The organism is Bordetella tumulicola (genome assembly GCF_965138755.1).
Lineage (GTDB): Bacteria > Pseudomonadota > Gammaproteobacteria > Burkholderiales > Burkholderiaceae_B > Bordetella_A > Bordetella_A tumulicola.
Map to the genome: position 1 here is coordinate 734,458 of NZ_CBCSFP010000002.1, position 18,950 is coordinate 753,407.

Genomic DNA, 18,950 nt, shown 5'->3' on the forward strand with positions numbered 1-18,950 from the left:
GGCAATAGGCTTCCAATCGGTGATCTGCTTCGGGTACACACCGTGCGGCTTGGTTAATTCATCCAATGTCGTCTCGTGGCGGATGGCTGGCCAGCAAGGCGGCGCAACGTTCTCGCACGAAACTATGCAATTGGTTGATTGCGGTCGTCAGCTGTGAACGGTGGGCGCAGATCAGGTGCAACGGCGCGGGCTCGCAATGCGCTGGGGGGAACAACTCCACCAGCCGCCCCGCCTTCAGATCGTCGATGAGGTCCAGTCGCGATTTGTAGACCAGGCCTTCCCCGGCAATGGCCCAGCGGCGCACCGCATCGGCATCGTCGCTGATGCGGTTGCCCGTGACCGCCACGGTGCGCTCGCCGCCGGGCAAGGTGAAGCGCCAGCGCTCGTGGACCTGTTCGCTCCATACGTACCGAAGGCAGTTGTGCCGCCGCAGGTCGTCGGGCTTGGCCGGTGCGCCGTGTCGCTCGATGTAGGCCGGTGAGGCGCACAACGCACGCCGGTTGTCGCCGGCCAGAGCCAGGGCCAGAAGCGATGAATCGGGCAACGTGCCGTAGCGTACGACGGCATCCAGCGGCTGGCGGATAAGGTCGGCGGCGCGGTCGCTTATTTTCAGGTGTAGCGACAGACCTGGGTGCTGGCGTTGGAAGTCGTCCAACCACGGCAGCAGTACGTTGCGTCCAAAGTCGGAGGGCATCGATAGCCTCAGCGGGCCGGTCAATGCCGATCGGCCGTCAGCCAAGGCCTGTTCGCCTTGCTCGCGCGCGCCCAACATGATCCGCGCGTGCGGCAGGTAGCGCTCGCCGGCCTCTGACAGTTGCATGCTGCGGGTCGAGCGCGTGAACAAACGGGTATCCAGGGCCTTCTCGAGCCGTTGCACAGAAGCGCTCGCCAGCCCTGGCGCGATGTTCAGCTGACGTGCTGCTTCCGAGAAACTGCCGGCGTCTGCCGTGCTCACAAAGATCTGAACGTCATCAAGTCGAATGATTTTCATCGAATCAAAGAAAGTGTTTTGGTTTTCATCCAGTTTATCCGCAAATTGAAGAAAGTTAGCATGAGGCTCTTTCATCCCCAACAGCCAATGGCCTTCCGGGATCTGGTCATCGTCCATTTTCAAAGGAGTTTTCTCATGAAGGCCATCGGCTTTTCTCAAAACCACCCCATCAGCAACCCGCAGGCCCTGCAAGACATCGAGGTGCCCACCCCCGAACTGCGTGACTACGACCTGCTGATCGAAGTCAAAGCGGTATCGGTCAACCCGGTTGATACCAAGGTCCGACTCGGTGGCGACATTCCTGCGAGTGGATCTCGCATCCTCGGCTGGGACGCCGCAGGCATCGTTCGTGCCACAGGAGCGCGGACGACGCGCTTCAAGCAAGGTGATCGCGTGTGGTACGCCGGTGACATCACGCGGCCGGGCAGCAATAGCGAACTACAGGCCGTGGACGAGCGCATCGTCGGACCAATGCCAACCTCGCTAGATTTCGCCGAAGCTGCATCGCTGCCGCTGACGGCCATCACCGCCTGGGAGTTGTTGTTCGACCGTCTGCGTGTCCAGGCGGCCGACCCGACCGACAACAATGTACTGCTGATCATCGGCGCGGCAGGCGGCGTCGGCTCCATCCTGACCCAATTGGCGCGCACGCTGACGGGCATGACCGTTATCGGCACCGCTTCGCGAGCAGAGACGCGTCAGTGGGTTGTAGAGCATGGCGCGCATCACGTGATTGATCACCGCCAGCCCTGGGCGCCGCAATTGGCCGAGCTCGGCATCCAGCACGTCACTCATGTCGTCGGTCTCAATCAAAGCGCCGCCTATGTTCCGCAGATCGCAGCCGTGCTGCGTCCCGAGGGCCAGTTCGCGCTCATCGACGACCCGGTGGATCTGGATATCGGACCATTCAAAGGCAAGTCTATTTCAATCCACTGGGAGCTGATGTTCACCCGAGCCATGTTCACCACCGCCACCATCAGTCGCCAACATGCCTTGTTGCGCCGCGTGGCCGAATTGGTTGATCGGGGAGACATCAAGCACACCCTGACTCAGCGTATCGACGGTATCAACGCGGCGAGCCTGATACAAGCGCATGCCCTGGTCGAGGCCGGAAACATGATCGGCAAAGTCGTGATTGCCAACTCCTGAAACTGACTGGAAAAGAAGCACGCATATGACTCAGAAAATTATCGATACGGCAACGATCCGCCTGGATGCCGCACAAGCATTGCTGGCAGAAGCGCGCCGCGCCTGTGCCGCACGGGGATTCGCTGCGACCATCGCCATCACCGATGCAGGGGGTCACCTGCGTGCTTTTGAGCGCGCAGATACGGCGCCTTTTCTCACCGTCGGTGTTGCCACTGACAAGGCCTGGACGGCTGCCTCGTTTGGCATGACTACGCATCAATGGAACCAGTACATGGCGGACCCCACCGTGGCGGGGCTGGCCCATCATCCGCGCATGACACCGGTGGGCGGTGGCGTGCCCATCATTCATGAAGGGCGCCTCGTGGGTGGCATCGGTATCTCTGGCGGAACCTCTGTCCAGGACCACGAGGCTGCCGAGGAGGCTTTGCGTAACGCCGGTTTTCTGTCAGGAGCCCACTCATGTCCATGAAGTCGTCTCGTTTTTTCGCATCTACACTCGTCATTTCGGTTGCAGCAGCAAGCCAGGCCAGCTTCGCCACCGAATTCACATCATTGCCTGCAAATGCTCCGGCAGATAAAACCATTGGGCAGCTCGACCAAGTGTTCGCCTTCCATGACGCGATGCCCACCGGTGTCACCGTTACCGATAACGGACGCATCTTTGTCAACTACCCGAAATGGGGAGACGATGTGGCGTTCACCGTCGGCGAAATCCGTGAGGGTCAGGTCTTTCCTTACCCCGATGCCGCGTTCAACCGCGAAGATACCAAAGATCCCGCCAAAGGCCTGATCAGCGTGCAGAGCGTGGTTGCCGATGGCAAGGGCCGCGTCTGGCTGCTAGATACCGCAGCCCCCGGTTTTGCGGCCCCGAAGGCAGGCGGCGCGAAACTGGTGGCGGTGGATCTGGCCAGCAATAAGGTCGTCAAAACCCTAGTATTCCCGGCTAGCATAATGCTGGCTAGCACCTATGTGAATGACATGCGCTTTGATTTCCGCATCGGCAAGGAAGGCGTGGTATATGTCACTGACTCATCCATCTCCGGCCCTGGCGCCATCATCGTGATGGACATCGCCAGCGGCAAAGCCGTACGGCGCCTGAATGGTGACAAATCGACCTCTCCGGATCCGAATTTCATCCCTGTGGTGGAGGGGCAGCAGGCACTCATCACCAAGGGCCCGGACGGCAAACCGAAGACACTGACCGTGGCATCCGATGGCATTGCGCTGTCTGCCGATGGTAAGACATTGTATTTCTGCCCTTTGTCCAGCCGCCATCTGTACGCCGTGCCTACCGCGCTGCTGCGGGATCCGAACGTCAGCGAGGCCCAACTGGCGGCCGCGGTGAAAGATCTGGGTGAAAAAGGTGCCTCCGATGGCCTTGAAGCTGACGCCAACGGTGCCGTATACGCTGGTGATTACGAACATAACAGCATCCGCAAGCGATTGGCTGATGGCAGCTGGCAGACCATCGTCCACGATCCCCGGATTTTGTGGCCAGACACACTGTCGATCGGGCCTGACGGTTACCTGTACTTCATCGCCAACCAACTCCAACGTCAGGCAGGATTCCATGATGGCAAGGATCTGCGCGACAAACCCTACAGCCTGCTGCGCGTGAAAATCGACGCCGCGCCAGCTCCAACCTGAGTTGGTGTGTGAGGGGGCTTTTCAGGCATTCGAGCAGGTTACGCAGGCAGCAGAAATTTACGGCGCGGTCCCGGTCGAAGGCGCGGCGCGCCACACGCTTGCCAGCCATGGTTGTTGGTCCCTGGGCAAACCGGCGGGGCGGTAGTAGTGCGTGATTTCAGTGAAGCCGGCGTGTTCCACATAGCGGCGCCACATGTCGATGTCGTGATATGCACCGTAGCGGCCGCGATTCCAGCCTTCCTCGTTGGCGCCGCGAGGGTTGGAAGTGAACAGGACGCCGCCCGTTCTCAGAGCGGCACGCAGATCGGCGAGCACGCGCGGCAGCTCCTGGCTAGGCACATGAAACAGCGATGCGTTGGCGTAGATGCCGTCGAAGGTGGCGGTCGGTAGATTCAGCGCCAGAAAGTCCTGATGCCATACCTCGCAGCCTGAAGCCTCTCTCGCCATCTCTGCGAACCGGCTTGCGCCCTCCAGTCCGATGGCATGATGGCCGCGCGCCGCGAAGGCGCGCAGGTCCCGTCCCGGGCCACAGCCGAAATCCAGGATGCGATACGGTGGCGGGCCCTGGATATTGTCCAGCAGTGCAGCGATGTTCTGGCTGACGTCATGATCGAGCGTGCCGGCGCGGAATTCCTCGGCGCGATCTTCGTAATGGCGCAGTGTCTGTTGTGAGATTCGGTTCAGCTCTTCGGCACTCAGGGGCATGCGGGGCCTCACGGTAGAAAGGGGACGTGAGGCAATTGTTGCACGACTGGCTAGGCGAGGTTGGTTGGATCACCGCGCAGCTCCACTATCCCGCCTTTTTCATAAACTGGCGAAGCGCGCCGAGCCAGATTGCGAAGCCTTTGTTTTCGAAATGGTTGATGAGCTTGTCGTAATCCTCGGTTGCGCAGTCGAATGTCGCCCACCATTCAACGAATGCCTTTTGACTATCGGTGACAGGAGTTACCCGGATCGTCGCCGAATAATTGCGGGCAGGCATCGGTGGCTGGCTGCAGAAGGCATAACTGTAGGAGCGCTCCGTATCGGAATGGGCGAGCAAGATTTGTCGGATGGTGCTGTCGTGGGTGACGACACGTCGAATGCTGCCTACTTGATCGCCTTTCCTTCCGTCTTCGATGGTCGTCTCGCTTGGTACGCCGGCCCAGCCGTAATGGTCGAACGGTCGAATGACAGACCAGACTTCGTCGGCAGAGTGATCGAGTACGGTACTGTAGTAAGCCTTTGCCATTGATGTTTCTCCGGATCGTTAGGAACACCTCGACGATGAGGCGTCCCGCGCCTTTCGAGAAATCCGTTTTTTGCTTTTCAATTTGCCTTGATTCGTATCGGGCCACTATTGCGCGATACTTTAGGCGAAAGAGTCCGGGTAGACGTGATCGAGTGCGCAGGGCACGCCCTTGTGCCAGAGCAGTCGGCTGCAGTCCGGGAGGCGTTACGACGTTGGGTCATCGCCTGGTCGGTGGCCATGGCTCGGGTATCATTGGCGGCGCGGGCAAGGCCGCGAGCCGGACACCGGCCCCGCGACTCAATACCAGGAGATTGCGATGTTCCCGATGGAAGTTCTCATTACTTACCTGTTTGCCTGTGGAATCATCGTGGTCTCGCCCGGTCCGGACAACATCTTGGCGTTGAGCCGCGGCCTGAGTCAGGGCAGTGCGGCCGCCGCCGTCTCGTCTTTCGGTGCGGCCGGGGGCATCATGGTGCACACGCTGGCAGCCACCTTCGGTCTGTCGCTGCTGATGCAGACCTCGGAAATGTTGTTCTGGACGATCAAGCTTGCCGGCGGCGCCTATCTGATCTATCTAGGCGTGAAGGCATTGCGCGCCAAAAATCTCATCACGATCCGCAAGGCCGATCACCTGCCTTTGCGTAAGGTCCTGGCGGTCGGATTCTTCTCCAACGTTCTCAACCCGAAGCCCGGACTGTTCGTTCTGGCCTTTCTGCCGCAGTTCGCTGACAGCGCCCGCGGGTCAGTCCAGATTCAGATGCTGGTCTATGGCGGTATCTTCGCCGCCTTGACCTTCGTCGTGTTCTCGTTGGTCGGGACATTCGCGGCCAAGCTCTCGGGCTGGCTGGTGTCCCGTCCCGCCGTCGCCGCCAGGCTCAATGCCGGCGCTGGGCTGACGCTGATCGGCGCCGGCGTGTTGGTGCTGACGCTGCGTTCCGGTACGAGTCGCTGATAGCGGCCGGACGGGGTTAAATTGTCTTCCCGTACATTCCTGGTGCTTGGATCTGTCGGCACTATCTATCGGCTCATCGTTCGCGATAATTCGTCAGAAACGCCCTCGAACTTGGACGCCAGAAAGTTCACCAGCGCACGCACGCGGACGGGCACGAAGCGTCCGCTGGGTAGTAGTGCGTGAAGCGGGTAGCTGTCGATTTGCCACTCAGTCAGCAAACGCACCAGTCGGCCGTCCGCCATTTCCTGCCGCTGCTCGATAGGCGATTTGAGCAGAATGCCGGCACCCGCAATGGCCCATTGCCGAGCGAGCGATGCGTCGTCCACACTGCGGTCGCCGTTCACGCGCACCTCCGTCCATTGGCCGTCGCGCGCAAAACGCCACGTGCGGTGCGGCTTACCGGCGCGGTCGTATGCCAGACAGTTGTGCTGGGTGAGTTCCATCGGAGTTCGTGGAATAGGATGCCGCGCCAAGTAGCTGGGCGCCGCTACAACCACTGGCACGGCGAGCACCAGGCGGCGTGCCACTAGCCGGGAATCAACGAGATTGCCATAGCGGATCGCTAGATCCACCTCATCGCGCACCACGTCCAGCGTACGGTCACCGACCGACAGTGCGAGTTGCACCCCCGGGTGCGCTTCCATGAACTCGTCGAACCAGGGCAACATGGTGGAGCGCGCTAGATCAGAGGGTGCCGCTACGCGAATCAGGCCAACCAAGCCAGCACGGTCTGCCGTCGCTTGCGCCTCGCCCTCTGCCACAAGATCGAGCGCTCGGCGAGCATAGTCCAGCAGTGTCTGGCCAGGGGCCGTCAGCCGCATTGCCCGTGTGGATCGCTCAAAGAGCCGCACCCCGAGTTGGGTTTCCAGTCGCTTCAGCGTAGCGCTGGCTGCCGCCGGCGTGATCCCCAGCACGCCGGCTGCGCCAGTGAGGCTACCGGTACGCGCGGTTTGTACCAAGACGCGTAAGTCGCCAATATTTTCAATAATCATTTGAAAATCATTCAATTTATTTGATCTTCTCAATTTTAAATTGAATTTGTACAGTGCTGCCTATTGACTCTCTTCATAACGGACCTGCCATGAAAGCCATCGGATACCGCCGTAATCTGCCTATCACCCATGCTGACGCGCTCGAAGACGTTGAATTGCCTATCCCCACGCCCAAACCGCGCGACTTACTGGTGCGAGTTGGCGCTGTTTCTGTCAACCCGGTCGATACCAAAATCCGCCGGGCCCGCAAACCGGCCGAAGGCGAGGTTGAGGTATTGGGGTGGGACGCTGTCGGTATTGTTGAAGCCGTGGGCGACAAGGTGTCACAGTTCAACGTCGGTGACCGCGTCTACTACGCCGGTGCCATCAACCGTCCAGGTGCGAACAGCGAACTGCATGTGGTGGACGAACGCATCGCCGCGCGTGCGCCTCAATCGCTGGACGATGCCGCGGCCGTCGCGTTGCCACTGACCGCCATCACCGCCTATGAACTGCTGTTTGACCGTTTGCGCATCGCCAAGGGTGGGGGGGNCGGGCAAGCGCTGCTGGTCGTGGGCGGTGCAGGCGGCGTGGGTTCGATCCTGATTCAACTTGCTCGCCAGCTCACGCAGCTCAGAATCATTGCAACCGCCTCGCGGCCTGAGACGCGCCAGTGGTGCCTGGATTTGGGCGCTCATGCTGTGATCGACCATCGTCAACCGTTGTTCTCCGGATTGAAGGCCGCAGGTGTCGAACAAGTCGACTTCGTGGCGGCGCTTACTCAGACCGCGCAGCACTACGAACAGATCATTGAAAGTCTTAAGCCCCAAGGTGCACTGGCGGTGATCGACGATATGGACAGCCTCGACGCCATGAAGCTCAAGAGCAAGTCCATCTCGCTGCATTGGGAGTTGATGTTTACTCGATCGATGTACGAGACGCCCGACATGGGCGAGCAAGGCCGGCTGCTAGGCGAAGTGGCTGAGTTGGTGGACGCCGGTCGTATCCGTAGCACCGCGAATAATCACCTTGGCGCTATCAACGCCGAGAATCTGCGCCGCGCCCACGCCCTCATCGAGAGCGGCAAGGCACAAGGGAAAGTGGTGTTGACGGGTTTTTGACCAAGGAAAAGCCCCGCTAACTCGCATCGCTATCCATCCACCCAAGCTTCAGACAAACTCAAAAGACACCCAATTACCGTGCGAGTGGGCTATGGCGAGTTCGAGGTGTTGCTAGCGTCCCATACGCTTCATTTGTCCTAGGCTATCCTTCAACCGTTCGATATCTTCGAACAAACGCAGACTCCCTGCCAGATCGCTTATGTATCTCTGCAGCATAACGACCTCTTTCTGCAGGCTGCGTAGAACTGTGTCGGGGGAAACGTCGGTGGAGGGGGGAATTCCATACGCCTGCCGAAAACCGCGTTCGACGTGCTGGATTTCCTCATCCAGTTCGCCGATCTGCTCTTGGAGAATCTTGTTGTAATGCTGCAATCGATCTTCGCTGATACCGCTCAGCGCCTGTTGGGTGATGTGCTCGAGCTCCAACTGCAACGCCAGTAGCGTCAGCAGGTCTTTCTTCTTATAGGCAAGATTGGCTCGCTGCATCAGGGCTGTCTTGCGCAGCCGCTCTTGTGTATCTAGTTCGCGATCGGGATGCAAGGCGCTGGCGAGCTTACGGTAGACCTGCCGGATGGATTTGCTCAACTCCGCCTGCGCGGAATCCTGCAACGTCTGGGCGGCACGTTTTTTGGGTGACGATTGCTTTCGAGCGGCTCGCCGCGCTTCCTTGGCTCGCTCTCTGGCGTCGTCTCGCGCTTGAATCTCGGCGTCCAATCGCCGTAGCAGTTCATCAGGTGAATCGAAATCGCCATCGTCACCCGCCTCAATGCCGAGGACCGCGTCTGGGGTGGGGCTTTCAACGTCCAGCTCGACCACCGTTTCACTGTCGTAGTCGGACCGGCTATGCATGTTGTAGATTGCCTTCACCGCCACGTCATCGCAGGCGTCGACCAAGCGGCCTGCCATCTCTGCAATCAGATCCGACAGCGCACGCCGCTCGCCTTTCGTCAGGCTTTTGTTATCGAACGCGTCATTGAGGAGATGGACCATCTTGACTTGCAGATCTGTCGACTCGCGCTGCAAGGGCAACAGGACATCAACATATTTTTTCTGAAACGTCGGCCGCATTTCTTCCCAGATGAGCAGACGGGCCCGCCGCTCTTCGATCTGTCCGGTCAGGGCATTGAATGTCTCCTGTCCCTTGGAGAGTTTCGCCTCGCCAAGTCCGGCCACGATATTGACTGCTTGTTCGCTCGCCTTATTCATAAAAAGATAGTCTTGCCCGCCTCAGATGGGAAACAGGCGACATTGTAGTAGGCGTCCTGCTGCGTGGTCTTCTGTGGCCGAATCGACATATTGCCCGCTGCTTGTATGGTCTGACGGTGCGCCAGAGTTTCGGACATTACGCTCACGACCTTCCACGATGCGTAACACCGACGGCCCGCGGCGATACACCGTAATGCCTGCGAAACGCGGTGGAGAAATTGCCGGCATGCTCATAGCCGACTTCAAAAGCCACCTGCGTCACCGGTAGTCGCGCGGCGCGTATCAGCGCCATGGCATGCCGCATTCTGACCGACAGCAAGTATTCCGATAGCGTGGCGCCATGTACGGCCTTGAACGTGCGCGACAGCTTCGAGACGCTGACGCCGGCCTGGTCGGCCAGTTCCCGTACGCTGGGCGGATCACGGAACGCATCGTCCAGGTGTGCGGCCACCCGGTCGGCCATCGCCCGATCGCGCGGCCGCACCTCGCCTGCTGTGTCGCCTGTGGGCATGCAGGCAAAGAAATGCCGCACGATGTCTTCGGCGCGTGCCTGCAACAGCAGGCGGCGCATGTGGCGGTCATCTGTCGGTTCGAAAAAACATTGCGCGGCTTGCTGCATGGCGGCCGTCATGCCGGCCCGGAACAGCGCGAACGCGACCGGATCGTCGTCCAGGTAGCGACCCAGCGCACCGCCATAGCGGCCGGCATCCAGCCCCAGTTCGTCTACCAGGTAAGCACGCGTGCACGAAATGGTGACCGACCGTTCGCGGTCGCCGGTGCCGAAAATTTCGATCTTGCGGGCGCCGCGCGGCTGCAGCAAGGCACTGCATGACAACGCCTCTACGCCATGCGGCACTTCGCCGCCGTCGGTCACCGACGAATAACCGGCCATGCGCAGGTGAATCTTCAGCGCACCGCTGCAGTCATAGTGTTCTTCCATGGCGCGTGGCCGGGTAACGTCGGCCCAGCTGGCCGACAGGCCGGCGCCCAGCACTAGCGTATCGCGGTAGCCCGACATACCGGCACCCACCGGCCGTGTCTTGATGAAGCAAGCCGAGCCGACGGGTTCCAGGCCGACCACCTCGTAGGTGTGCGGCACATAGGCATGCAAGCGATTGACGACTAGGTTATTCACGGCGAAGCAGTCCAGGCGGAGCCAGAGGGGGCGGCAGTAACGTTACCGGGGGGCTTTACGCATCGTCAAGCCAAGGTGTGATTCATGCCGAAAACCGCGGGAAAACCCGAATAAGAAGCGCGATTGTGGCGATTTCTACCATTCAGCAAACAAAGCATGCACGTGCGCATAAGCGTACCTATGCGTAGAGGGCTAAGCTGCCCCCACCGATCCGTCTGGAGTTTTCTGATGCAGCACGATGTCACGGCCACTTCCGCGCCCCGCCGCCAACCGAACTTTTCCATGACCCGGCGCGCTGGCGAACTGGTCTTCGTGTCGGGCCAGATGGCCTTTGACGAAGGATTCCGCATCGTAGGCGACGACGTGACCGCGCAAACCCGTACTTGCCTGGAAAACATCGTGCGCCAGCTCTCGGCCGCCAGCCTGGGCGCGAGCGACATCGTCAAGACCACCGTCTGGCTGACCCGCGTCGAAGACTTTGCCGCATTCGACGCGGCCTATGGCACGTTCTTTGGCAACGTCGTGCTGCCTGCCCGCTCGACCGTGCGCGCCGACCTGATGGTGCCGGGCGCGCTGGTCGAGATCGAAGCCACGGCGTGCCATGCCGGGGTGCGCACATGAGCACCGATCGCGTCGCGCCCCAGGCGGCAGTTGATTGGATCCAGCGTCTGGTCGGCATTGACACCACCAGCCGGCATTCTAATTTGGGCCTGATCGAGATGGTGCGCGACACGCTGCGTCAGGCCGGCATCGAATCGCACCTGAGCCACGATGCCAGCGGTGCCAAGGCCAACCTGTATGCCACCGTGCCGGCCGCCGACGGCAGCACGCAGGGCGGCATTGTGCTGTCGGGCCACACTGACGTCGTGCCGGTAGATGGCCGGGACTGGGACAGCGACCCGTTCCGACCCGAAGTGCGCGACGGCAGGCTGTACGGCCGCGGCACCTGCGACATGAAAGGCTATATCGGTACCGCGCTGTCGCTGTTGCCGCGCATGACCGGCATTGCCTTGAAAAAACCTATTCACTTCGCCCTGTCGTATGACGAAGAAGTGGGCTGCGTGGGCGCGCCACTGATGTTGGCTCAGCTGAAGGCGCGTGGTGTGCGGCCCGACGGCTGCATCGTCGGCGAACCGACCTCGATGCGGGTGATCGTGGCTCACAAGGGCATCAATGTCTGGCGCTGCTGCGTACGCGGGCATGCCGCCCATTCGTCATTGACCCCCAAGGGTCTGAACGCCATCGAGTACGCCGCGCAACTGATTTGCTTCATTCGCGAGCAGGCCGACCGCATGCGCGCCGCCGGACCGTTCGATGAGGCCTTCGATGTGCCCTTCAGCACGGCCCAGGTCGGCACCATCCAGGGCGGCATCGCCGTCAACACCATTCCCGGCCAATGCCAGTTCGAGTTCGAACACCGCAACTTGCCTGGGGCCGATCCCGAACAGTTCTACGCGCGCATCCAGTCTTATGCACAGGACACGTTGCTGCCGCGCATGCGACGCGAGCATCCGGATGCCGCTATCGAGCTGACCTCGTTGGCCAGCGCGCCGTCGCTGGACGCATCCGAACAGGCCGCCATCACGCAACTGGTGCGCGCCCTGACCGCCGATACCGCCCACCGCAAGGTCGCCTACGGTACCGAGGCCGGCCAGTTCCAGCAGGCCGGTATCCCTGCCGTGATCTGCGGGCCGGGCGATATCCAGCAGGCCCACCGGGCTAACGAATTCGTCGCACTGGAACAGGTCGCGCAATGCCATACGTTCCTGTCCAACGTCATCGACAGTCTTGCACAACCATAATCACAAGTCCCAGGGAGAGCCATTCATGAATACCGCAACGACGTTCCAACCGGTTGCCGGCAGGACGTCACCCCCCGCGTGGCGCATCATCGCCGCCGCCTCGATCGGTAATGCGTTGGAATGGTTCGACCTGGTGGTCTATGGTTTCTTCGCCGTCACCATCGCGCGACTGTTCTTCCCCAGTGATAACGAAAGCATGTCGCTGCTGCTGACACTGGGCACCTTCGGCGTGTCGTTCTTTATGCGTCCGCTGGGTGCGGTAGTACTGGGCGTCTACGCCGATCGCGTCGGCCGACGCGCCACGCTGACGTTGTCCATCATGCTGATGATGCTGGGCACACTGCTGATCGCCATCATGCCCACCTACGCCACTATCGGCATCTGGGCACCCATCGGCATCGTGGCCGCGCGCATGATCCAGGGTTTCTCGGCCGGCGGCGAATTCGGCAGCGCCACGGCTTTTCTGGCCGAGCACACGCCGAACCGGCGCGGCTTCTTCGCCAGTTGGCAAGTGGCCAGCCAGGGCCTGACGACACTGCTGGCCGCCGGCTTCGGCGCGGGCCTGAATGAATGGCTGACGCCCGACCAAATGGAATCGTGGGGCTGGCGCATTCCGTTTTTATTCGGACTGCTGATCGGCCCGGTGGCCTACTACATCCGTACCCGCATCAACGAAACGCCCGAGTTCCTGGCATCCGAGCGCACTGAAACGCCGCTGGCCGACACGTTCACCACCCATCGTCTGCGCCTGGTGTTGGCCATCGGCACCGTGGTGCTGGGCACCGTGTCCACGTATCTGGTGCTGTACATGCCCACCTTCGCGGTCAAGCAACTGGGCATCCCGCCCGCGGCGGCTTTTGCGGCCACGTTGGTCACCGGTGTGGTGCAGTTCATCTGCGCGCCCATGGTGGGTCACTGGTCCGACCGTCATGGCCGCACCGGCGTCATGGTCACGGCGGCCGTGCTGTTCCTGGTGCTGATCTACCCGCTCTTCGCACTGTTGGCGGCTTCGCCGACCTTCGGTACCATGATCGTGGTGCAGATCATCATCGGCATCCTGTTGTCGGGCTACTTCGGTGCGCTGCCTGCTCTCTTGACTGACCTGTTCCCCACCCAGTCGCGCACGACCGGGATGTCGTTGTCCTATAACATTGCAGTAACCATCTTCGGCGGCTTTGCGCCTTTCATCATCGTGTGGCTGATCGCCGTCAGCGGCAACAAACTGGCGCCCAGCTTCTACCTGATTTTCGCTGCCCTGATCAGCCTCGCCTCGCTGTTTGCCGTACGCAAACGGCTGGGACTACGCTAAAGGCAGGCCGCCCGCCCGTGGCAGGCGCCTGCCACCGTTTCGTATCAAGCAGGAACCCTCATGACACAGCAACTCGACACCACCACTCTTCCCGATCTATCCGCCATCGCCGATCTGCACGCCCAGTTGCAGCGCTGGGTGCGCACCACGCCCATCATGGAAAAGGCCGACTTCGAACCCGTGGCGGGTACGGCAGTGAACTTCAAGTTCGAGCTGTTGCAGGCCAGCGGCACGTTCAAGGCACGCGGTGCATTCTCGAACCTGTTGGCGCTGGATGACGCGCAACGTGCGGCCGGAGTCACCTGCGTGTCGGCGGGCAACCACGCTGTGGCGGTGGCTTACGCCGCTATGCGCCTGGGCATTCCGGCCAAGGTGGTCATGATCAAGACCGCCAGCCCCGCGCGCGTGGCGCTGTGCCGCCAGTACGGCGCGGAAGTGGTGCTGGCGGAGAACGGTCAGACTGCCTTCGATACCGTGCATCGCATCGAAAGCGAGGAAGGGCGCTTTTTCGTACACCCTTTCAACGGTTACCGTACGGTGCTGGGCACCGCCACGTTGGGCTACGAATGGCTGGAACAGGCGGGCGATCTTGATGCTGTGATCGTGCCCATCGGCGGCGGCGGCCTGATGGCCGGTATCAGCACCGCCGTGAAGCTGGCCGCCCCGCAATGCCAGGTCATCGGCGTGGAACCCGAGGGCGCCGACGCCATGCACCGCAGCTTCGAGACCGGCGGCCCCATCAAGATGGGTCCCATGCAAAGCATTGCTGACAGCCTGATGGCGCCACACACCGAGCAGTACAGCTACGACCTGTGCCGCCGCAACGTCGACCGGCTGGTCAAGGTGTCCGACGACGAACTGCGCAGTGCCATGCGCCTGCTGTTCGACCAGCTCAAGTTGGCCACCGAGCCGGCCTGCGCCACCGCCACTGCCGCGCTGGTGGGCCCACTGAAAACCGACCTGGCCGGCAAGCGCGTCGGTGTGCTGCTGTGCGGCACCAACACCGACCCGGCCACGTTCGCGCGGCACCTGGGCATAGGCTGAACACCCATACGGCCGGCCCTGCCGGCCAAGCGGTACGTGTCGCGAATGCGGAATTGGTACTTTGGCCCACGTCGATTCTGGTCCACAATGCCCTACACCCTTGTCGCGCCGGGCACCGCCCGGTAAACCCGCCAACCCACGGACCGCCATGAAAGCCTACTACCATCCCGACCAGGCCCTGCATCATCCGCAAACCTATTTCTCGCGCGGCAAAATGCGCACCCCGCAAGAAGTGCCAGACCGTGCCAGTGCATTGGTCAGCGCGGTCAAGCACATGGGGTTCGACGTGCGACAGCCGTCCGATGCGGGCATGGCGCCGCTGACCGCCGTGCATGCGCTCGACTACCTGCAGTTTCTGAAGACCGCCCATCAAGAATGGAAGCAACTGCCCGAAGACTGGGGCGACGAAGTCGTGTCCAACGTGTTTGTGCGCGAACCCAATGCCCTGCGCGGCGTGCTGGCCAAGGCAGCGCGCTACTTGGCCGATGGTAGCTGTCCGGTGGGGCCGTCCACCTGGCATTCGGCCTATTGGTCAGCACAGTCGGCCGTGGCCGGTGCCGATGCCCTGCTGGCAGGCGATCGTCACGCCTACGCGCTGTGCCGCCCGCCCGGCCACCACGCTCGCCGCGATGCGGCGGGCGGCTTCTGCTATCTGAACAACAGCGCCATCGCCGCGCAGCGCCTGCGCGGCAAGTACGGCCGCGTGGTCGTGTTGGATACCGACATGCATCATGGGCAGGGTATCCAGGAGATCTTCTACCAACGCGACGACGTCTATTACGTGTCGATCCACGGTGACCCCGAAAATTTCTACCCAGTGGTGGCCGGCTACGACAACGAAAAAGGCGCCGGGGAGGGCTTTGGCTACAACCTGAATCTACCCATGCCGCATGGATCGACCGAAGCGGTGTTCTTCGACAAGCTCGCCATTGCCGTGGAGGCCATCCAGGTGTTCCAGCCCGATGTGTTGGTGCTGGCGCTGGGCTTTGACATCTTCGAACGCGACCCGCAGGCCAAGGTCGCGGTCAGCAGCGCTGGCTTCGAGCGCATCGGCCGTGCGGTGGCTGGTTTTGGTGTGCCGGTGTTGGTGGTGCAGGAAGGCGGCTATTACATCGAAGGTCTGCAAGAAAACGCTGAGGCGTTCTTTGCGGGGCTGCGATGAACACAGCTCGAAGCGCTGCGCGTTTTTCAGCGCGCAGCCGGTAGGTCGCGATCGGCTTACACGTTGGTCGGCCGCGACCAATCCTCGACGTTTCGTTTGGTACGGAATGCCTGATCTCAGGTGGACAGAACGGGATACTGGTTAGCGATCGAGAACCAGTTTTGCACTGCGGGAGCGCGAACAGCAGATCATGATTCGATCACCTGCCGCCTGCTCGTCCAAGCTGAGAAAAGCATCTCGATGGTCGGGCTCGCCGTCCAGGACAGGGGTCACGCAGCTTCCGCAAATACCCTGCATGCACGAATACTCGACGTCGATGCCGGCATCCAGCAACGCGTCGAGTATCGTTTGGTCCGGCCCGACGTGCAGTGTCCTGCTGGAGCGGGTGAGTTCGATCTCGAAGCTACCACTGGCAGCCTGGATGGCTTGACCCCCAAAGCGTTCGCAGTGAACCCGTTCACGCTCCAGGGCGGAGCATGCCGCGTGATACCCGTCCAACATGGGGCCCGGACCGCAGCAATAGAAATGCGCATCGGCGGGCGCCTCTTTTATCAAGTTCTCTATATTCAATACATGGCCCGCCGCCTCATCATCGAAATGCAGGGTGAGCCCCGCAGACGCCTGGCTTGCCAGCGTCTGCAATGCATCGGCGAAGGCAGCGGCGCCGCGGCTGCGGGCGGCATAAGCCAGACGCCATGGCCGCCTCTGGGCGGTGAGGTGTTGCGCCATACAGTACAGTGGAGTGACTCCTATGCCACCAGCAATCAGCACACTGGTGTGCATGCCCGGCAAAAGGGGAAACAGGTTGCGTGGCACCGATACCTCGACCTCATCCCCCGGGCTCAGGTGCTCGTGAATGTACGACGATCCTCCTCCACTGGCCCGGCCACGATGCACCGCGATCGTGTAGGGGCGTGTGCGGTCGTAGGGTGCGGTTAGCGAATAGCTGCGTAGCAGACCGTTAGGCAACCGAATGTCTACGTGCGCGCCCGGTTCGTAAGAGGGCAGCGGGCTGCCCTGGACGCCTTCCAGCGTAATCGTGACCACGGTATCGGCGATACGCTGGATTTCGCCGATGCGCATCGGCAGGAAGCTCGCCATTGCCGAATCCACCCTTCAAAACTCGCCAAGAGCGTGCCCGAAACGCTCGCGCATGACATCGTCGAAGCCGAGCGATGCGTCGGCCACGATGCCACCGGCCCGGACCCGGTAGCTGTCGGCGGACTCCACGCCGGGAGGGGGCGTGCCTGCCGCCACGCCTTTGGCCGCCGCCAGCATTAGCCGGCGGAACTGCACCACGCCAATATCGGTGGGGCCGAGCAGTTCCCGTGTCCGGTCCGCAATGCGACCCTGGCTGTCCTGGATCGCGGCATCCTGTTCCGATACTCCGACGATGCCGGTGAAATTTTCCAATTTCTGTATTCTCCGGTCTATCAGATAGTCGTTGGATCTGTTGCGCAAAGGCATCCATTGATCGTCCATGGCAGGGTAGACGGCTCCGCCGCTGCGGTAGCCCTCGATTTCCTCGTCGGTCAGCGGTCGTAACGGATTCCACGAATACACATAGACCCAACATGATTCATCGTCGATGGGTATCCACGTTTGGCCATGATATGTCTGCCCCGGCGTGGCACTGGGCGTGTAACCGTGCGACGGCATCAGATACTGTGCAATGCGCCAGTATGCGTGCCCGGCCGATGCCCTGCGCGAGGCACCCAGTACAAGCCCACTGGCGTGTTTCCTGACTTCATAACGGGGCCGCGCGTCGTCGCGCATCCATTGAACATGGTCCGGACCCATGGTCTGTGTGGAGTACCCGCGCGTGGCGCGCGCAGCCCGCTCTGCCAACTGGTCGTCGGACTCGGCGAGCGGTTGATGCAGGAACGAGAAATGCGCCGTATCCACCCCGCCTTCCGCCGCTTGAGCCCAGTTGCATTCCTGGAACTTCTTGGAAACGTGCCGGTGGCTGGCGGGTACCAGGGCAAACTCCATGTGCGGCAGGGGAGGAGGGAAGTCCTCGCCGCCCATGTACGCCCAGATATAGCCGCCCCATTCCTGGGCGGGGTAGGCCTTGATGCGCGCTTTCTCGCACATTCTGGGCACTGACGCAGGCTCCAGGGTAGGCATGTCCAGGCACTCGCCCATGACGCTGAACTTCCAACCATGGAACGCACATCGTATGCCGCCTTCTTCGTTACGGCCGAAGAAGAGGTTCGCCCCACGGTGCGGACACCGGGGCTCGATGACACCGACCTTGCCCTCACTGTCCCGGAACACGAGTAGTTCTTCGCTCAGTACTTTGATGCGCACCGGCGGGCTGTCGGGGGATGCTACCTCTTCTGCCAGGGCAACCGGCAGCCAATAGCTGCGGAACAGCTTTCCCATGAGCGTATCCGGACCGGTGCGGGTCAATATCTCGTTGTCCGCTCTGCTTAGCATGCTTCCTCCGATGCGTTACTTTGAATCCAGTGCGCGGCAAGAGCGTCGGCCGCCTTGGTGAGAAGTCCCAAATCCGAACCAAGGCACACCATGGTGGCGCCGGCGTCCAGATACGCCTGCGCCTGGGATTCGCCCGCCAGGATGCCGGCCGCCTTGCCGGTTGCCCGGATGCGTCGCACGCCATCCAGGCACGCCTGTATGACGGCGGGATGAGTCGCCTGGGCTAGATGCCCGAGGTCAGTGGCAAGATCGACCGGCCCGATGAACAAGCCGTCGACGCCTTCGACGGCGGCGATCGCCTCGATGTTGGACAGACCCTCCGCGCTTTCTATCTGCAGCAGCAGACAGATCTGTTCGGCGCTTTGCGCGTAGTAGTCGGCATCGCGGCCGTAGCGCGTAGCGCGCACACTGCCGCCCACTCCACGGATGCCGCGAGGCGGATACTGCACGGCGCGCACCGCCTGGGCTGCTTCTTTGGCATTACGTATGTTCGGTACCATGACGGTGGCTATCCCCATGTCCAGCACCGGCTTGAACGCCACCGGGTCCGGTCCGGGCATGCGCACCAGGCATGCAGTGCGAGACGAGGCGAGCGCCAGCACTTGCGAATAAAGAATGGGCAGCGCCGTCGGTGTGTGTTCGGCATCGAACATCAGAAAATCGAAACCGCTGGGCACTAGGGCGTCCGCTGTCTGTGCCGTTAACGACATGGCGAATAGCCCGAACTGTGGCTGTCTGCGCAGCAGTTTTTCCTTGAATAGGTTCATTTGTAGGCTCTTTTCTCAGAAGGA

Annotated in this window: 19 protein-coding genes and 1 pseudogene; 11 read left to right on the forward strand and 9 right to left on the reverse strand. The window is 61.4% G+C overall.

Features of this window, described 5'->3' with window-relative positions; translation table 11 throughout:
- Window positions 1-58: 58 nt before the first annotated feature.
- Complete coding sequence (locus ACNAZS_RS09125; RefSeq protein WP_415788888.1) at window positions 59-985, reverse strand: LysR family transcriptional regulator; 927 nt, start codon at window positions 983-985, stop codon at window positions 59-61.
- Window positions 986-1,126: 141 nt separating this feature from the next.
- On the opposite strand from ACNAZS_RS09125, the gene ACNAZS_RS09130 reads away from it, so the two are divergent.
- Genes ACNAZS_RS09130 through ACNAZS_RS09140 form a run of 3 tightly spaced genes read left to right on the forward strand, consistent with a single transcriptional unit; the run spans window position 1,127 to window position 3,787 of the window.
- Complete coding sequence (locus ACNAZS_RS09130) at window positions 1,127-2,140, forward strand: zinc-binding alcohol dehydrogenase family protein (RefSeq protein ID WP_415788403.1); 1,014 nt, start codon at window positions 1,127-1,129, stop codon at window positions 2,138-2,140.
- Window positions 2,141-2,165: 25 nt separating this feature from the next.
- Entirely contained in the window at window positions 2,166-2,609 is a 444-nt protein-coding gene (locus tag ACNAZS_RS09135; protein ID WP_415788405.1) for a GlcG/HbpS family heme-binding protein, read from the forward strand.
- A complete protein-coding gene (locus ACNAZS_RS09140; RefSeq protein ID WP_415788407.1) occupies window positions 2,600-3,787 on the forward strand; it encodes an L-dopachrome tautomerase-related protein in 1,188 nt (395 codons plus the stop codon). Before ACNAZS_RS09135 ends, ACNAZS_RS09140 begins: the two co-directional genes overlap by 10 nt.
- Before the next feature lie 57 nt (window positions 3,788-3,844).
- Here ACNAZS_RS09140 and ACNAZS_RS09145 read toward each other — a convergent pair whose 3' ends face one another.
- Together ACNAZS_RS09145 and ACNAZS_RS09150 are read right to left on the reverse strand one after the other, a co-directional pair.
- On the reverse strand, window positions 3,845-4,492 hold the full coding sequence (locus tag ACNAZS_RS09145) for a class I SAM-dependent methyltransferase (protein WP_415788409.1): 648 nt from the start codon (window positions 4,490-4,492) through the stop codon (window positions 3,845-3,847).
- Between the two features lie 85 nt (window positions 4,493-4,577).
- Window positions 4,578-5,018, reverse strand: coding sequence for an SRPBCC family protein (locus ACNAZS_RS09150; protein WP_415788411.1), 441 nt, complete (start codon window positions 5,016-5,018; stop codon window positions 4,578-4,580).
- A 316-nt stretch (window positions 5,019-5,334) separates the two neighbouring features.
- Here ACNAZS_RS09150 and ACNAZS_RS09155 point away from each other — a divergent pair, with 316 nt between their 5' ends.
- Complete coding sequence (locus tag ACNAZS_RS09155) at window positions 5,335-5,970, forward strand: LysE family translocator (protein WP_415788413.1); 636 nt, start codon at window positions 5,335-5,337, stop codon at window positions 5,968-5,970.
- 65 nt (window positions 5,971-6,035) lie between these two features.
- Here ACNAZS_RS09155 and ACNAZS_RS09160 read toward each other — a convergent pair whose 3' ends face one another.
- Window positions 6,036-6,962, reverse strand: coding sequence for a LysR family transcriptional regulator (locus ACNAZS_RS09160; RefSeq protein WP_415788415.1), 927 nt, complete (start codon window positions 6,960-6,962; stop codon window positions 6,036-6,038).
- Between the two features lie 89 nt (window positions 6,963-7,051).
- On the opposite strand from ACNAZS_RS09160, the gene ACNAZS_RS09165 reads away from it, so the two are divergent.
- Window positions 7,052-7,493 (forward strand): alcohol dehydrogenase catalytic domain-containing protein (locus tag ACNAZS_RS09165; protein ID WP_415788417.1); only part of this gene is annotated, 442 nt, incomplete at its 3' end.
- 1 nt (window position 7,494) lies between these two features.
- Window positions 7,495-8,062: pseudogene (locus tag ACNAZS_RS09170) on the forward strand (zinc-binding alcohol dehydrogenase family protein); the annotation flags it as partial.
- A gap of 111 nt (window positions 8,063-8,173) precedes the next feature.
- On the opposite strand, the gene ACNAZS_RS09175 reads toward ACNAZS_RS09170, so the two are convergent.
- Window positions 8,174-9,268 carry a molecular chaperone DnaJ gene (locus tag ACNAZS_RS09175; RefSeq protein WP_415788419.1) on the reverse strand — a complete coding sequence of 365 codons (1,095 nt, stop codon included), beginning with the start codon at window positions 9,266-9,268 and terminating at the stop codon, window positions 8,174-8,176.
- A 142-nt stretch (window positions 9,269-9,410) separates the two neighbouring features.
- Complete coding sequence (locus tag ACNAZS_RS09180) at window positions 9,411-10,403, reverse strand: helix-turn-helix transcriptional regulator (protein ID WP_415788421.1); 993 nt, start codon at window positions 10,401-10,403, stop codon at window positions 9,411-9,413.
- Between the two features lie 228 nt (window positions 10,404-10,631).
- On the opposite strand from ACNAZS_RS09180, the gene ACNAZS_RS09185 reads away from it, so the two are divergent.
- The 5 genes from ACNAZS_RS09185 to ACNAZS_RS09205 all read left to right on the forward strand — a co-directional run bounded on the left by ACNAZS_RS09185 (window position 10,632) and on the right by ACNAZS_RS09205 (window position 15,720).
- Window positions 10,632-11,024 carry a RidA family protein gene (locus ACNAZS_RS09185; RefSeq protein ID WP_415788423.1) on the forward strand — a complete coding sequence of 131 codons (393 nt, stop codon included), beginning with the start codon at window positions 10,632-10,634 and terminating at the stop codon, window positions 11,022-11,024.
- Window positions 11,021-12,205, forward strand: a complete 1,185-nt coding sequence (gene argE, locus ACNAZS_RS09190; RefSeq protein ID WP_415788425.1) for an acetylornithine deacetylase — start codon at window positions 11,021-11,023, stop codon at window positions 12,203-12,205. The genes ACNAZS_RS09185 and argE overlap by 4 nt, the downstream gene beginning before the upstream one ends.
- Before the next feature lie 25 nt (window positions 12,206-12,230).
- Window positions 12,231-13,514, forward strand: a complete 1,284-nt coding sequence (locus ACNAZS_RS09195; protein ID WP_415788427.1) for an MFS transporter — start codon at window positions 12,231-12,233, stop codon at window positions 13,512-13,514.
- A 60-nt stretch (window positions 13,515-13,574) separates the two neighbouring features.
- The gene (locus ACNAZS_RS09200) at window positions 13,575-14,558 is read left to right on the forward strand and encodes a threonine/serine dehydratase (RefSeq protein WP_415788429.1); all 984 of its coding nucleotides are present in this window, start codon (window positions 13,575-13,577) and stop codon (window positions 14,556-14,558) included.
- Between the two features lie 148 nt (window positions 14,559-14,706).
- Entirely contained in the window at window positions 14,707-15,720 is a 1,014-nt protein-coding gene (locus ACNAZS_RS09205) for a histone deacetylase family protein (RefSeq protein WP_415788431.1), read from the forward strand.
- A gap of 141 nt (window positions 15,721-15,861) precedes the next feature.
- On the opposite strand, the gene ACNAZS_RS09210 is transcribed toward ACNAZS_RS09205, so the two are convergent.
- The 3 genes from ACNAZS_RS09210 to ACNAZS_RS09220 are packed head-to-tail and all read right to left on the reverse strand — an operon-like array spanning window position 15,862 to window position 18,926.
- On the reverse strand, window positions 15,862-16,821 hold the full coding sequence (locus tag ACNAZS_RS09210) for a PDR/VanB family oxidoreductase (RefSeq protein ID WP_415788433.1): 960 nt from the start codon (window positions 16,819-16,821) through the stop codon (window positions 15,862-15,864).
- Window positions 16,822-16,836: 15 nt separating this feature from the next.
- A complete protein-coding gene (locus ACNAZS_RS09215) occupies window positions 16,837-18,159 on the reverse strand; it encodes a Rieske 2Fe-2S domain-containing protein (protein WP_415788435.1) in 1,323 nt (440 codons plus the stop codon).
- The gene (locus ACNAZS_RS09220; protein WP_415788437.1) at window positions 18,153-18,926 is read right to left on the reverse strand and encodes an HpcH/HpaI aldolase family protein; all 774 of its coding nucleotides are present in this window, start codon (window positions 18,924-18,926) and stop codon (window positions 18,153-18,155) included. The genes ACNAZS_RS09215 and ACNAZS_RS09220 overlap by 7 nt, the downstream gene beginning before the upstream one ends.
- Between the last annotated feature and the right edge of the window lie 24 nt (window positions 18,927-18,950).

Excerpts from the sequence above, each read along its gene's own strand:
- ACNAZS_RS09130 (WP_415788403.1), top strand. The coding sequence starts at position 1,127 with ATGAAGGCCATCGGCTTTTCTCAAAACCACCCCATCAGCAACCCGCAG.
- ACNAZS_RS09135 (WP_415788405.1), top strand. The coding sequence starts at position 2,166 with ATGACTCAGAAAATTATCGATACGGCAACGATCCGCCTGGATGCCGCA.
- ACNAZS_RS09140 (WP_415788407.1), top strand. The coding sequence starts at position 2,600 with ATGTCCATGAAGTCGTCTCGTTTTTTCGCATCTACACTCGTCATTTCG.
- ACNAZS_RS09145 (WP_415788409.1), bottom strand. The coding sequence starts at position 4,492 with ATGCCCCTGAGTGCCGAAGAGCTGAACCGAATCTCACAACAGACACTG.
- ACNAZS_RS09150 (WP_415788411.1), bottom strand. The coding sequence starts at position 5,018 with ATGGCAAAGGCTTACTACAGTACCGTACTCGATCACTCTGCCGACGAA.
- ACNAZS_RS09155 (WP_415788413.1), top strand. The coding sequence starts at position 5,335 with ATGTTCCCGATGGAAGTTCTCATTACTTACCTGTTTGCCTGTGGAATC.
- ACNAZS_RS09160 (WP_415788415.1), bottom strand. The coding sequence starts at position 6,962 with ATGATTATTGAAAATATTGGCGACTTACGCGTCTTGGTACAAACCGCG.
- ACNAZS_RS09175 (WP_415788419.1), bottom strand. The coding sequence starts at position 9,268 with ATGAATAAGGCGAGCGAACAAGCAGTCAATATCGTGGCCGGACTTGGC.
- ACNAZS_RS09185 (WP_415788423.1), top strand. The coding sequence starts at position 10,632 with ATGCAGCACGATGTCACGGCCACTTCCGCGCCCCGCCGCCAACCGAAC.
- argE (WP_415788425.1), top strand. The coding sequence starts at position 11,021 with ATGAGCACCGATCGCGTCGCGCCCCAGGCGGCAGTTGATTGGATCCAG.
- ACNAZS_RS09195 (WP_415788427.1), top strand. The coding sequence starts at position 12,231 with ATGAATACCGCAACGACGTTCCAACCGGTTGCCGGCAGGACGTCACCC.
- ACNAZS_RS09200 (WP_415788429.1), top strand. The coding sequence starts at position 13,575 with ATGACACAGCAACTCGACACCACCACTCTTCCCGATCTATCCGCCATC.
- ACNAZS_RS09205 (WP_415788431.1), top strand. The coding sequence starts at position 14,707 with ATGAAAGCCTACTACCATCCCGACCAGGCCCTGCATCATCCGCAAACC.
- ACNAZS_RS09210 (WP_415788433.1), bottom strand. The coding sequence starts at position 16,821 with ATGGCGAGCTTCCTGCCGATGCGCATCGGCGAAATCCAGCGTATCGCC.
- ACNAZS_RS09215 (WP_415788435.1), bottom strand. The coding sequence starts at position 18,159 with ATGCTAAGCAGAGCGGACAACGAGATATTGACCCGCACCGGTCCGGAT.
- ACNAZS_RS09220 (WP_415788437.1), bottom strand. The coding sequence starts at position 18,926 with ATGAACCTATTCAAGGAAAAACTGCTGCGCAGACAGCCACAGTTCGGG.